Source organism: Flavobacterium sp., from assembly GCF_039930565.1.
In the GTDB taxonomy this organism is placed as follows: Bacteria; Bacteroidota; Bacteroidia; order Flavobacteriales; family Flavobacteriaceae; genus Flavobacterium.
In genome coordinates this window covers 43,480-58,292 of the sequence record NZ_JBDTTP010000007.1, presented here as the reverse complement: position 1 = coordinate 58,292, position 14,813 = coordinate 43,480, and the positions used below count along the sequence as shown (strand labels likewise).

The following is a 14,813-nucleotide window of genomic DNA, read 5'->3' as shown; positions in this document are numbered from 1 at the left end:
ATTATAGCAGACAAATAATTGTCTCATTTCTCATTATATTATACATTCAAATGTTAGATAAAATTATACAATTTAGTATAAAGAATAAGTTCATTATACTATTGTTTACCCTTGTACTAATTGCCTGGGGAAGCTATTCCCTTAAAAAATTACCACTAGATGCCTTACCGGATGTTACTAATAATCAGGTTCAGATTATTACTACTGCACCAACTTTAGCAAGTCAGGAAGTAGAGCAATTGATAACCTATCCGTTGGAACAGTCCGTAAAAACGATTCCCAAAGTTATTGAACTTAGAAGTATTTCTCGTTTTGGATTGTCTGTTGTAACAGTTGTTTTTGAAGATAATGTTGACATCTACTGGGCAAGGGAACAAATATTCCAACGTTTAAAACAAGCAGAAGAAAATATTCCGGACTATGCAGGTTCTCCCGGGTTAGCACCTATTACAACAGGTTTAGGAGAAATTTATCAATACGATGTCTATGCTAAAAAGGGATACGAAAATAAATACAATGCAATTCAATTAAGAACCATTCAGGATTGGATTATTATTCCGCAATTGCAGGGAATCGAGGGTGTTGCTGAGGTAAGTACGTGGGGTGGAAAACTTAAGCAATACGAAATTGCGGTTAATCCAAACACATTGAACAGCCTTGGTGTTACCATTACTGAAATTTTTGAGGCTTTAGAAAAAAACAATCAAAATACAGGTGGTGCTTATATTGAAAAAGACGAATATGCTTATTTCATTCGCGGGGTAGGAATGGCAAAAGGAGTCCGGGATTTAGAAAATGTGGTGGTTAAAAACAGGAATGGTTCTCCGGTTTTAGTTAGGGATGTAGCTGAAGTGAGAGAAGGAATTGCTTTGCGTTACGGAGCTTCCACTAAAGATGGGAAAGGTGAAATTGTATCAGGGTTAGCTTTGATGTTAAAAGGCGAAAATTCAAGTGAAGTCGTCAATAAAATTAAAGAAAAAATGATCCAGATCAATAAAAGCCTTCCTGAAGGAGTTGTAGCTGAACCTTTTATTGACAGAGGAAAATTGGTAGACAACACTATGGGTACGGTCACCAAAAACTTACTTGAAGGAGCTTTGATTGTCATATTTGTATTAATATTATTTTTGGGAAATCTTCGGGCAGGACTAATCGTAGCTTCAGTAATTCCGTTGGCCATGCTTTTTGCCGTAATCCTGATGAATGCATTTGGTGTAAGCGGAAATTTAATGAGCCTCGGAGCAATTGATTTTGGAATAATTGTAGATGGAGCCGTAATAATTGTGGAAGCGACGATGCATCATTTGCAAAATCTCAAACGTAAAAAAGAATTATCGCAGGAAGAAATGGACAGTGAAGTTTATATTTCTGCTTCAAAAATTAGAAATAGCGCTGCCTTTGGAGAGATTATAATCCTAATAGTTTATTTACCCATCTTAGCCTTAATAGGAACAGAGGGAAAAATGTTTAAGCCAATGGCAATGACAGTTGGTTTTGCTATTATTGGTGCGTTTATTCTTTCACTGACTTATGTTCCTATGATGAGCGCCTTGTTTTTATCTAAAAAGACAGAACACAAAGAAAATTTTAGTGATAAAATGATGGCGTGGCTGGAAAATAAATACACTCCTTTTTTAGAAAAAGCATTACAGTTTAAAAAACTTGTTTTAGGTATTGCCTTAGGTTTGTTTTTATTGGGAATAGTAGTTTTTCAAAACATGGGAGGCGAATTTATTCCGACTATCGAAGAAGGGGATTTGGCAATTAATGCTACAATTATGACCGGAAGTTCGCTTACGCAGATGATTAAAACTACCACGGAATATGAAAAAATATTAAAAGCAAAATTTCCTGAGATAAAAACAATAGTTTCAAAAATCGGGAGCGGGGAAATCCCCACAGATCCAATGCCTATTGAAAGTGCCGATTTGATTATTGTGCTAAAAGAAAAGAGCGAATGGACTTCGGCAGACAACTGGGAAGATTTAGCCCATCTGATGAAAGAAGAAATGAAAGTGATTCCAGGTGCTAATATCGAAATTTCACAACCTATCCAGATGCGTTTTAATGAATTGATGACAGGAAGCCGAAGCGATATTGCGATAAAAATTTTCGGGGATGATTTAGAGATTCTTGATGCGAAGGCAAATGAGTTAATTTCGAAAGTGAAAAATATTGAAGGTATTGGAGATTTAAAAGCTGATAAAGTAACAGGATTGCCTCAAATCACGGTAAAATACGATTATAACAAAATTGCTTTATACGGACTTAATATTTCAGACATCAATCAAATTATCCGTTCCTCGTTTGCAGGAGAAAGTGCGGGTAAAATTTATGAGGACAGCAAACGTTTCGATATTGTGGTCAGGATGAACCAGGATAATCGGGGAGATATAACTGATGTGAGTAATTTGTTTGTTCCGCTTCCAAACGGGCAGCAGGTACCGCTTTCTCAGGTAGCTAGTGTGGATTATGAGCAAGGACCGGTACAGGTAAGCCGGGAAGATGGTAAACGCAGAATTACGGTTGGCTTAAATGTTCGGGGTCGGGATATTAAGAGTGTAGTGGAAGAGATACAGGAAAAATTAGATTCCAATTTTAAACTTCCTGCAGGATATTATGTAACCTATGGAGGTCAATTTGAAAATTTGATTGAAGGAACCAAGCGCCTTTCTGTGGCATTGCCAATAGCTTTAGGTTCAATATTAGTTTTGCTTTATTTTACTTTCGGCAGCTTAAAACAAGCCGGATTGATTTTTACTGCAATTCCACTTTCTGCGATAGGAGGTGTTTTTGCGCTTTGGATAAGAGGAATGCCTTTTAGTATTTCGGCAGGTATTGGTTTTATAGCTTTGTTTGGAATAGCTGTTTTAAACGGAATCGTTTTAATATCCTATTTCAATCAGCTCAAAAAAGAAGGAATAACAGATGCTTTGCAGCGGGTTTTGATTGGTGCCAAAACAAGGTTACGTCCCGTTTTAATGACAGCAGCAGTGGCTTCACTTGGATTTTTGCCAATGGCATTATCAACAAGCGGTGGGGCAGAAGTTCAAAAACCTTTGGCAACCGTAGTAATTGGTGGGCTTTTTTCGGCTACTTTTTTGACTTTGATTGTTCTGCCAATTTTATATTTATTGTCAGAAAAACGAACTAAACGGAAAATGAAAATCACAAAACCATTATTAACCCTTATTTTATTGGTTACGGGCAGCGTTTCTTTTGCTCAGGATACACAAGCAGTTTCATTGCAAAAAGCAATAGAAATGGCTAAGTCAAACAATATTGATTTAAAGATTTCGGATAAGGAAATAGAAAAACAAACAATTCTGAAAAAGACAGCTTTTCAGCCTGATGCGCTACAGGTACAATATCAGGGAGGGCAGTTCAATAGTGCCGACTTTGACCATAATATTTCGATACAGCAATATTTTCCAATCGGAAAAATCACCAGATCCAATAGAGAATTACAGGAAGAGCTGGTGAAATTAGCTCAAAAACGTAAAGCTTTATCTGCTTATGAAATAGAAAAAGCAGTAACGCTGGCCTATTATCAATATCTATATGGCATTTCTATTCAGCAATTAAATACAGAATTAAATGATATCTATATACAATTTCTAAAAAATGCCCAGTTACGTTTTCAAACCGGAGAAAGTGGCAATATCGAAGTGATTAGTGCCAAAGCAAAAGTGAAAGAGATTGAAACCCAAAAAGCACAATTAGACTATGATTTGGCGATGTACCAAAAGCAGCTGCAGTTTTTTGTACAGACAGAAGAAAATATTGTACCTGAAATTACGACTCCATTGCAATATCAAATCATTAAAGCGAAAGGAAATTCAGAAATTGAAAACTTGGTAACGGATTATTATCAGCAGCAAATTTCGGTTTATCAAAAAGAAGCCAATACATTCAAATCCATGCGGACTCCAAAGTTAGGATTGGGATATTTTGCACAAACGATTAATACGGAAGCATGGTTTCAGGGATTTACGGCCGGACTTCAGATTCCTTTATTTGGCGGTGTCAATACGGCTAAAGCTCAGGCTTCGGCGATCAACATTTCGCAATCGCAATTGAGTTTAGATAAAAACAAATTAGTTTTAAATCTGCAAAAACAAGAGTTGCAGCATAATTTTGAAAAGCAAAAAAAGGTGCTTGACTATTATCAAAATGAAGGCTTGCAATATGCTGAGCAAATTATAAACACGGCACAAAAAAGTTATGCCAATGGCGATATGAGTTATTGGTCGTACATCAGTTTCTTAAATCAGGCAATTGATATTAAAAAACAACATGCAGAAGCCGTTCATAGCTTTAATCAAAGTGCTATTGAGGTTCAGTTTCCATCAATGAAAAATAATTAAAAATGAAAAATATAAAGGTTTTTACCACCATACAGCTTTATCTAACCAGGAATAGTTCGAAACAGTTTTTTCGAACTACTGAGACTTCTTTAAATGCTAAATGTTTTTTTCTTTATCTTAACTGTGTGATCATTGCGATGAGTTTAATTTCCTGCAATGAAAAAAAAGCAGAAGAAACACATGAAGAAGAAAAATCTGCGACAGAAGTTGCCTTATCTCCATCTCAATTTAAAACTATCGGAATTGAAACAGGATTAATAGAAAACCGAAATTTAAATAAGGTCATAAAAGCCAATGGATATACGACTGTTCCCCCTCAAAATTCAGCTAATGTGGCTGCATTAATAGGAGGAACGGTTAAAGATATTTTTGTTTTGGAAGGTACTTTTGTCAACAAAGGAAAAACTCTGGCAACCATTCAGAATTTAGAAGTAATAGAAATACAGGAAGAGTATCATTCGGCTACAGCCAACATCGAATATTTGAAATTAGAATACAACCGCCAGAAAACGCTGAGTGAGGAAAATGTAAATCCCAGAAAAACATTTCAGGAAGTAAAAGCAAAACTGGCAGTGGAACGAGCAAGGGCACAAGCAGCAAAAAGCAAACTGGATGCGCTGCATGTTGGCACAAAAGGAAATAGTTCACTGGTGCCGATAGTCGCTCCAATAAGTGGCTATGTTGGAAAAATAAATATTGCCAAAGGAGCTTTTGCCGAAACAGGAATAACTTTGTTTGAAGTAGTAGATAATAGTCAAATGCATTTGGATTTGAATGTTTATGAAAAAGATTTAGGCTCAATTGCAGTCGGGCAAATGATTGACTTTGTATTAACGAATCAATCAAACAAGTCAATCAAAGGAAAAATTTTCGGGATTAATAAATCATTTTCCAATGAAAGTAAAACGGTAGCGGTTCATGCAAAAATTGAACCTTCGGACACAAAAGATTTAATTTCAGGAATGTATGTTTCTGCAAATATTAATATTACAAACGCCACAGTACCCGCTTTGCCTAAGGATGCTATTGTTCGAAATGGAGATAAGTACTATGTGTATGTACAAGAAGAAAAGAAGCATTCAGAAAAAAAGAATACAAAAAACACAGAATCTGAAGAAGTTCATTTTAAAGCAATTGAAGTCATTCCGGGTACTACCGATTTAGGTTATACCGAAGTGAAATTTGTAGATGAAATTTCGGCTGATGCCAAAATAGTTTTCAAGGGTGCATTTTATCTTCTTTCAGCAATGAAAGGAGGAGGTGAACATGAACATTAAAACAGTATTTTTATCTATTGAAAAACAACTTGGTATTGTTTTAAGAATATTTTTTATTTAAAAAAAAGCAGCTACAGTTTTAAAGAATTGTAAAATTTCAATTTCGAGAATTTAAGAAAATAATATTTATGGAAATCCATCATACTACAGAAGAAAAAGGCAATAATGGCGATTGTGAAACTTCCAAAAAAGAAAATTCAAAAAAGAACAAACAATCGGGATGCTGTTCAACTCATGATGAACATAATCATACAGATGATGATGGGCATAATCATGATCATAATGATGATCGCAGTTTGTTTCAAATGTTTCTACCGGCGATAATTTCATTTTTGTTATTATTAGTCGCCCTTGGTTTTGATCACTATTTTCCGCAGTCCTGGTTTTCAGGTTATATTCGCATTGGCTGGTATGTTCTCGCTTATTTGCCTGTCGGAATTCCGGTTATCAAAGAAGCTTTTGAAAGTATCGTAAAGGGAGATGTGTTTTCCGAGTTTTTCCTGATGTGTATCGCCACCATTGGTGCTTTTGCTATTGGTGAATATCCGGAAGGAGTTGCCGTAATGCTGTTTTATACTATTGGCGAAGTGTTTCAGTCGATGGCGGTTAGCAGGGCAAAATCTAATATTAAAAGTCTGTTGGATCAGCGACCGGATGAGGTAACTCTTTTAGAAAATAATACTCCTAAAAATGTAAAAGCTGCTGATGTACAAATTGGTGCTATAATTCAGTTAAAACCCGGAGAAAAACTAGGATTGGATGGTGAATTGCTATCTGATTCTGCTTCTTTTAATACAGCGGCTTTGACTGGGGAAAGTAAACCTGACACCAAAAAGAAAGGAGCAATTGTTCTGGCAGGAATGATAAATCTCAATACAGTTACTCTGATCAAAGTAACAACAGCTTATTCTGACAGCAAACTTTCTAAAATATTGGAACTGGTTCAAAATGCTGTAAAACAAAAAGCACCAACAGAACTTTTTATTAGAAAATTTGCTAAGATTTACACACCGATAGTGGTATTTTTGGCGATGGCGATTTGTCTGTTGCCTTTCTTTTTTGTTGATAATTATAATTTTAACCAATGGTTGTACAGGGCCTTGGTTTTTCTCGTTATTTCCTGTCCTTGTGCTTTGGTAATCAGTATACCGTTAGGGTACTTTGGTGGAATTGGAGCTGCCAGCAAACATGGTATTTTATTCAAAGGAAGTAACTTTCTGGATAGTCTGGCAACAATTCAGCATGTGGTTATGGATAAAACCGGTACATTGACAGAAGGCGTTTTTAAAGTTCAGGAAGTAATTATTGCTGATGATTTTCCGAAAGAAGAAATTTTAAAAATGGTAAATACTCTTGAAAGTAAAAGCACACATCCGGTAGCGACTGCAATCCATGATTATGTAGGTGAAATTGATACTACAATAGAAATGAAAAATGTAGAGGAGATTGCAGGTCATGGTTTAAAAGCTGAAATTTCAGGTAAAGAAATATTAGTTGGGAATTTTAAATTAATGGATAAATTTTCTATCACTTATGAAGTCGATCACAGTACAATTGTTTCCACTTTAGTCGCTATTGCTTATGACAGGAAATACGTGGGTTACCTGACTATTGCAGATGTTATCAAGGAAGATGCAAAATTAGCAATTGATAAGCTAAAAGCATTAGGAATAAAAACAACCATGCTTAGTGGTGACAAAACAAATGTTGCGAGTTTCGTAGCTGAAAAATTGGGAATAACTAATTTTTTTGGTGATTTGCTTCCAGATGACAAAGTGAATAAACTGAATGAAATAAAAGCCAAAAATGAAACCGTTGCTTTTGTTGGCGATGGTGTTAATGATGCTCCAGTTGTAGCATTAAGCACTGTAGGTATTGCTATGGGAGGTTTAGGAAGCGATGCTACAATTGAAACCGCAGATGTCGTTATTCAGGACGACAGGCCGGGTAAAATTGCTATGGCAATAAACATAGGAAAACAAACAAGGAAGATTGTCTGGCAAAATATTATTTTGGCTTTTGCGGTAAAAGCCATAGTGCTGACTCTTGGAGCCGGTGGTCTCGCTACCATGTGGGAAGCCGTTTTTGCAGATGTTGGAGTTGCTTTGCTTGCCATATTAAATGCAATGAGAATTCAGAAGATGAAATTTTAGTATCTATCACAATGTGTAATAATTTATTGAAACATTGATGACGTTATTTATATTTGCCAATGATTAAATCGAATAATCCAATAAAATACTACTCAATATGAAGAATTTATTTTTTGTTATAACATTTTTATGGTCCTGTGTCATGACCATAAATGCTCAGGTTGTAGGACTTGAAATTGGAGATATCGCTCCGGAAATTGATCTTCCGGATACAAAAGGAAATAATATTGCACTTTCTTCTTTAAGAGGCGGTATTGTTTTAGTCGATTTTTGGGCTTCCTGGTGCGGACCATGTGTAAAAGAACAACCTGAATTGCTAAAATTATATAACAGTTACCCGGATCAATTTTCGATTTATGGAGTTTCTCTGGATAATAAAAAAGCTGCATGGACTGGAGCAATTGCAAAACTTAAAATTCCATGGACACAGGTGAGTGATCTTAAATATTGGAGCTCACCCGTAGTTGGAGATTACATGTTGCAGGCATTGCCATTAAATTTCTTATTAGATAAAAACGGAATTATTTTGGCAAAAAATATTCATGGCAATCAATTAAATCAAATGGTTAAGGAATTGACAGAGAATAAATAACGGATTATTCTTCTTCAGATATTGTTTATTTTTTATGGCGGATTAAAATATTTTTAAGCAAATATTTTAATCCGTTTTTTTTAGTTTGACGTTATTTTTATTTAGAATGATTAAAAATAATTTGGATAAGAAGATTTTTGGATTTACTTTTGCCCCGAATTTAACACCATACTAAAATGAATAATACCATTAAAACAGCTTTGTTTTCACTTTTATTTTTATGCTCTTTGCATATGATTGGGCAAGAGACAGGCAAAGTAATCGGGAAAATATTTTTAAGCGGAAATACTCCGGCAGAAAACATTTCAATTACTCTTAAAGGAACAAAATATACAGCCGTTACCAACTCAAACGGTCAGTATGAAATAAAAAATGTTAAGCCGGCCAATTATACAATTATTGTCAAATCTTTAGGTATAACAGCAGTAGAAGATTACATTGTAATTACGTCAAAACAAACTACTACTAAAAATTTCACACTTTCTGAAAGTCAGGAAGATCTTGATGAAGTAATTATTACAAAAAATAAATACAAGCAGGATAAACCTTCTTTGTCTTTACGCCTAAATACACCGGTACTTGAAATTCCTCAAAACATACAGATTGTTAGTGCCCAGACCTTAAAAGATCAACAAATTATCAGCATGAGTGATGGTGTTATTCGTAATGTGAGTGGCGCTGTACGTTTAGAGCATTGGGGAGATATGTATACGAACATCACAATGCGCGGATCTCAAATTCAGGCATTCCGTAATGGTTTTAATGTAGTGTCTTCTTTTTGGGGGCCACTTACTGAAGATATGAGTTTTGTAGATCATATTGAATTTGTAAAAGGTCCTGCAGGATTCATGCTTTCAAGCGGCGATCCAAGTGGATTGTATAATGTGGTAACTAAAAAACCAACCGGAATAACAAAAGGGGAAGCTACTATTATGGGTGGAAGCTACGATTTTTACAGAGCAAGTATTGACCTTGACGGAAAATTGGATAAACAGGGTAAGTTTTTATACCGTGTGAATGCAGCAGCACAAAATAAAGGGTCTCATCGTTCATTTGAACACAATGACCGTTATGTATTTGCACCAGTACTTTCTTATCAGATTGATGATAAAACAAAAATTACACTTGAATACAATCTTCAGCACGCTAACATGACCGAAGTAGGTTCTTATTATGTGTTTGGAAAGGGAGGCTATGCAACAACTCCCGTAGATTTTACTATGACGCAGCCTGGTTTGCCTGATACAAAAATTAACGACCACAGTGGATACTTTATGTTTGAACATAAGTTTGATGATAACTGGAAACTTACAGCTCAGACATCCTATTTTAAATATTTACAGGAAGGATATAGCTCATGGCCATCGAATGTTGGACCTGGTGATGTAGATAAAGATTTTGATGGTGTGCCTGAAGGAACTTTAGCCTCTGGTGAAATTATAAGAAATGTAGGTATTTGGGATTCAGAAAGTACAATGTTTTTAGGACAAATCTTCGTCAACGGAAAATTCAATACCGGATCGATTACGCACAAAGTATTGGGAGGTTTGGATATGGCCAACAAAGAATATATGGCAGACTGGAATCAATCTCATGACCTTGACACAGTAGGTGATCCATTTAATGTAAATGCTCCGGATTATGGACCTCCGGCGAATGGAATGCCCAATTTTGATCGTGAAACACCACTTAAAGAAAGAGGATTGGGAGGTGTAATGACATCAAAATTTGCTGCTGGATATGTTCAGGATGAACTTGGTTTTTTTGAAAATATGCTTAGAGTTACACTTGCTGCAAGATATACCTGGATTAGTCAGACAAGCTGGGGAGAAACTCAGGCCGATAGTCATATTACGCCACGTGTTGGGGTAAGTTTTTCTGTAACAGATAACACAGCCATTTATGGATTATATGATCAGGCTTTTTCACCTCAATCAGGGATAATCAGAAACGATGGAAAAGTAAAACCACTTACTGGCAGCAATTTTGAATTGGGTATTAAAAGAGATTGGTTCGATGGATCCTGGAGTACTACTTTGGCAGCTTATCGTATCGTAAAGCAAAATGAACTTACAGGAGATCCTACAAATGCTCCTAATGATCAATATAAAATTGTTTTAGGAGAAAAAAGAGCGCAAGGTGTAGAATTTGATGTAAGAGGAAAAATTATTGATGGATTAAATCTTATTGCCAATTATGCATTCACAGAATCTGTTGTAACAAGTTCCGCGATTACCAGCATTAGTGTTGGATCGGTTGTACCCGGATATGCTAAACATACTGCCAATGCCTGGTTGAATTACAGTATTCAAAACGGCAAATTAAAAGGATTAGGAGCTTCAATAGGAGGTACTTACCTTGCGGGTCGTGAAACAGATACATGGAGTCCCGGAGTTGTAAGATTGCCTGATTATTTTAAATTGGATGGAGGTCTTTCTTATGAAACCAAAAAACTGAAATTAACTGCTAATATGTTTAACATACTGGATAAATATCTTTACAGTGGTTCTTATTACCAATGGCTTGAAGCTTACTACTGGCAGACAGAACAGCCAAGAAACGTAAGACTTGGGGTTACATACAAATTCTAAGTAAATACTATTTTCATAAAAAAAGGGATACGATAATTCGTATCCCTTCTTCTTTTCTGATTAAATCGATTTAATAGCCATTATTTTTTCTTCAAAAGTATCCTTAAAATCTGATTTGCTTTTAATTCTGGTTTTATAAGTATAAATAGTAGCCACAGAAAGTTCCAGAAATTCTGCCATTTGATTGCTGTCCTGAATTCCTAATCGATATAAAGCAAAAATTCGGAGTTCTGTATTTAAGATTTCTCCTTTTTTTATAATTGATTTATGATCATTTGGAAATAAATGATTAAAATCTATAACGAAAGTCGGAAACAATCTCACGAAGATTTCATCAAACTGATGGAAGAGGTTTTCACGCTCTTCTTTTACATTATAGCGCTTTAAACTTGCAATAACTTCATCGGTTTTTTTGGTAATGATTTTATGAAGCGTGCTTTTCTGGATATGATCTATTTTATTGATAAAAGCTGATGTTGCTTTGATGAAATAAGTAATGTATTCTTCTTTGATTGTGTTTGCTTCACTCAGGCTACTATTCATTTCCTGAAGCTGTGCATAAGATGAAGCCATTATTTTTCGTGCCTTGTTTCTTTCTTTTAGCTGCTTGAAAATGATGACTGAAAACAAAATAATAATGACAGTTAACAACGTCAAAAGAATAATTATCCTTTCAAGTTTGTCATTTTTCTCTTTTACATTATTCAGCTGGGCTTTTTCTATAATAGGCAATATCGACGAAATTTCAATTTTACGATGCCTGGCATTGTAAAAAGTAGCGTCATCCATGGCAATGTTAATATATTCATTTGCCTTATCCAAATAACCCATTTTAAACAGTTCATTGGCTAAATTCCGTAATGCAACCGTTTCTTTTGTGGCATTTTTTACATCAGCTATAGCTGCTAATGCCAAATACTCAATGGCCTTTTTTGTATACCCTCTTTCTGAATAAATATAACCGAGACTCGATGTTGCAATTCCATAGTAATCCGGTGGTAAATCATAATTATTGATCCAGTAGCTAAAGGCAAATTCTGCCCCACGCCAATCCTGTTGTTTTAATCTTTTTAAACTCTCGGCAGCCCAATATTCATTAGTATTGGTTCCAATTAATTCCAATGCCTTTTTCAGGAAATGATTCCCTTGCTGCACATAATGAATATTAAAACGCTCGTCTTTATTGTAATCGGCTAAATCATAATAAGCGCGGGCTTTAATGGAATAAAACTCAAATTTATTTTTTATGTCAAGCTGGGTATCGTCAATAACATTTAAGGTATCAATAGCTTCTTTAAAAAGTCCGGAAGAAATCAATACAAAGCCTTCTTTAATTCGGCTTTTTGCTAAATATTTTGGGTTTTTTAAAACATTGGCCTTAATTTTTGCTTCTTCTAAATAATAGTAGGCTGAATCGTATTTGAATGATTTATACTCATCAAATAAAGACATATAACAATTATAAAGCTGTTCATTGTTCTGACTAAGGGTAAATTTGGATACATTTTTTTTTAATGCTTCTATTTTATGATACTTCTGTTTTAAGTACACGTTTTTTTTAAGAAGCACCTTATCTAATTCTTCCAGAACAGGATTTGTCTCTTTAGCAGCCAGAGAAAAGCCTGTAATTAAAAAATATAGAATCAATATTCTTCGCATGGTTCGTTTGGTTTAGGTATAAAATTGTTTGGTATTTATGTTAGTTCGTTTTTAATCAAGCTTTAATAGATAATAAGATTTAGTGCTATTGAATTATTTAAAACAAAGTGGAAATTATAATCTTTGTGTAATAACAAGCTAAAATTGTTAAAAGTAGTGTAATAAGTTACAATTATACAATAAAAAGCAAATATAAATACAGATACTTAAAAAAATATATGTTTTAAATTAGATATTGTCATAATTACCATTATTTTTCTATCATTTTCATCTAAACAGCATCTTGATTTTTATAAAATATATTTTATTCTAAATTAATGTAAATCAATTGTTTGTGTGTTTTTTTGCTTGTTTTTTATCTTGATTTTTACCAGATATTTTTTTTTAGATTTATTTAACATCTAGTTTCGTCGTGTCCTTTCAAAGGATAAAAACTAACAATCAAACCACAAATTTATGAAATGTAAAAGTATTTATTGGTTCGATATTTTCATCTTTGTTTTACTCACAGGATGTACAAATACCGACGATGGAAGCTATGTTGATCCGATTACCCTTTACGAGAAAGTAAATGGCAATTGGGGATTAACAAATTTAAAAATGGTTGATGAATTTGCAAAAGCAAATGCCATAGAGCCACATGAAGAAAACCTGAGTACCTTTTTTAATTACGAGGATTTTAAAATCAACTTCAGCGTAGATGAAAAGAACCAGCCAACGACTTATGAAGTAAGTGGAAATGTTCCGCAATTATTTGCACCAAATGGATATTGGAAATTAGCCTCAGACTTTCAGCAGACCAATGCAAGTGCAGTAAAAATTTACTTGTACAGCGATGCCCAAAAAACGCAAAAAACAGATGAACTCCGATTAACATCCGTGCCTGGAAGCAATGACGAAATGGAAATCCAATTGGTAAGATCTTCCGGCGGAAGTGCGTTCGTATCTTATGTATTCAAATTAAATGCTATTAACTAAAAGTAATATGAAATCGCCATGATTCCAAAAAAACAAACTGGAATTAGAATGGCGATACCATATTCCTTTAAAAACAAATATTATATACATATGAAAAACTTTATATATACAATTTTACTTGTTCTTCTGATGGCTCCAAATTTTACTCAGGCACAAGAAAATGCCGGAGCTGTAGGACCTATGTCTTCCTATCCTGTAATTTACAAATATGATGAGCAGGTTACCTGGTATTTTGATTTATCCGGAACCACTTTCGCAGAAACAGAGGATCTCTACATTTGGATTTGGTCACCATCTGAGCCTGATGCAGGCAATTGGGAGAACTCTTCTGATTTTGCTAAACTGACACACGTTGGTGATAAAATCTGGAGTTTTACATTGACTCCAACCGCTTATTTCTCTAAAACTCCGGAAGAAATTGCAGCAAGTGCAGGATTTTGGTTTCGTCTAAAGAACAAAAACGGATCCAAACAAAGCGATGTAGCTAATATGACATACACTGATTTTTCATCATTTTACACGGCTAATGAAATGATAAAATCATATCCGGCAAAACCAACAGTTGACAAAGGCGTTAGTATTTTGTTTAATTCGAATTTAGTTCCCGGTTTTGCAGGTGTACCAAGTGTACATTTTCATAGTGGATTAAACGACTGGGCAGTAAAGCAGGAATATCAGGCATGGCTTCCGGATGTATCCGAAAAAACAAAACTGAAAGATTTAGGAAATGGTTTCTATAAAATGGATTTGCTTCCGCAAGAATATTACGGAACAGAACCGGGATTTGTGATGGAAAATATTGTTTTTCTGATGGTTGCAAAAGACTGGGCAGCAAATTCAGGAGATCAGGTTATTTATGCAGGTGAATATATTCCGCCACCGCCACCGGTTTTCAGATTTTTTCCTTTACAAATTAGTCAGAAGGATTTTCTTGGAATGTCCAGAAAAAATAATGAATCGGGCGTTAATAAGCTGTTGTACACAATTACCGCGGGCAGTAAAATAATTAACGGAGAGTTTTCCGGCAGTACCAACGAAATTAAAGGTTTCGTCAATTTGGTTTCAGAATTAAAAGGGATTCCGAATTTAACTGAGATTCATGTTTTGGTAAAAGACAACAAAGACAAAACGATTTCAGATACTACGATTCCACTTAAAACGCTAGACTAATTCACTATAAAATTAAAACATCAATT

At 34.8% G+C, this 14,813-nt stretch carries 8 protein-coding genes; 7 read left to right on the top strand and 1 reads right to left on the bottom strand.

Translation table 11 applies throughout. From position 1 onward, the window contains the following. Positions 1–50: 50 nt before the first annotated feature. The 5 genes from ABI657_RS03550 (at position 51) to ABI657_RS03530 (ending at position 10,980) form a co-directional block, all read left to right on the top strand. Positions 51–4,367, top strand: a complete 4,317-nt coding sequence (locus ABI657_RS03550; protein ID WP_348095860.1) for a CusA/CzcA family heavy metal efflux RND transporter — start codon at positions 51–53, stop codon at positions 4,365–4,367. 2 nt (positions 4,368–4,369) lie between these two features. Continuing rightward, positions 4,370–5,644 (top strand): efflux RND transporter periplasmic adaptor subunit, encoded by a 1,275-nt coding sequence (locus ABI657_RS03545; protein ID WP_348095859.1) that lies wholly within the window; start codon positions 4,370–4,372, stop codon positions 5,642–5,644. A 128-nt stretch (positions 5,645–5,772) separates the two neighbouring features. After that, on the top strand, positions 5,773–7,797 hold the full coding sequence (locus ABI657_RS03540) for a heavy metal translocating P-type ATPase (RefSeq protein ID WP_348095858.1): 2,025 nt from the start codon (positions 5,773–5,775) through the stop codon (positions 7,795–7,797). A gap of 97 nt (positions 7,798–7,894) precedes the next feature. Next, the gene (locus ABI657_RS03535) at positions 7,895–8,389 is read left to right on the top strand and encodes a TlpA disulfide reductase family protein (protein ID WP_348095857.1); all 495 of its coding nucleotides are present in this window, start codon (positions 7,895–7,897) and stop codon (positions 8,387–8,389) included. 176 nt (positions 8,390–8,565) lie between these two features. Further along, on the top strand, positions 8,566–10,980 hold the full coding sequence (locus ABI657_RS03530) for a TonB-dependent receptor (RefSeq protein WP_348095856.1): 2,415 nt from the start codon (positions 8,566–8,568) through the stop codon (positions 10,978–10,980). A gap of 60 nt (positions 10,981–11,040) precedes the next feature. Here ABI657_RS03530 and ABI657_RS03525 read toward each other — a convergent pair whose 3' ends face one another. Beyond that, complete coding sequence (locus ABI657_RS03525; RefSeq protein WP_348095855.1) at positions 11,041–12,639, bottom strand: DUF6377 domain-containing protein; 1,599 nt, start codon at positions 12,637–12,639, stop codon at positions 11,041–11,043. A gap of 456 nt (positions 12,640–13,095) precedes the next feature. Here ABI657_RS03525 and ABI657_RS03520 point away from each other — a divergent pair, with 456 nt between their 5' ends. Further along, on the top strand, positions 13,096–13,617 hold the full coding sequence (locus ABI657_RS03520; protein ID WP_348095854.1) for a DUF5004 domain-containing protein: 522 nt from the start codon (positions 13,096–13,098) through the stop codon (positions 13,615–13,617). Positions 13,618–13,707: 90 nt separating this feature from the next. Continuing rightward, positions 13,708–14,787 (top strand): hypothetical protein, encoded by a 1,080-nt coding sequence (locus tag ABI657_RS03515; protein ID WP_348095853.1) that lies wholly within the window; start codon positions 13,708–13,710, stop codon positions 14,785–14,787. Positions 14,788–14,813: the final 26 nt, after the last annotated feature.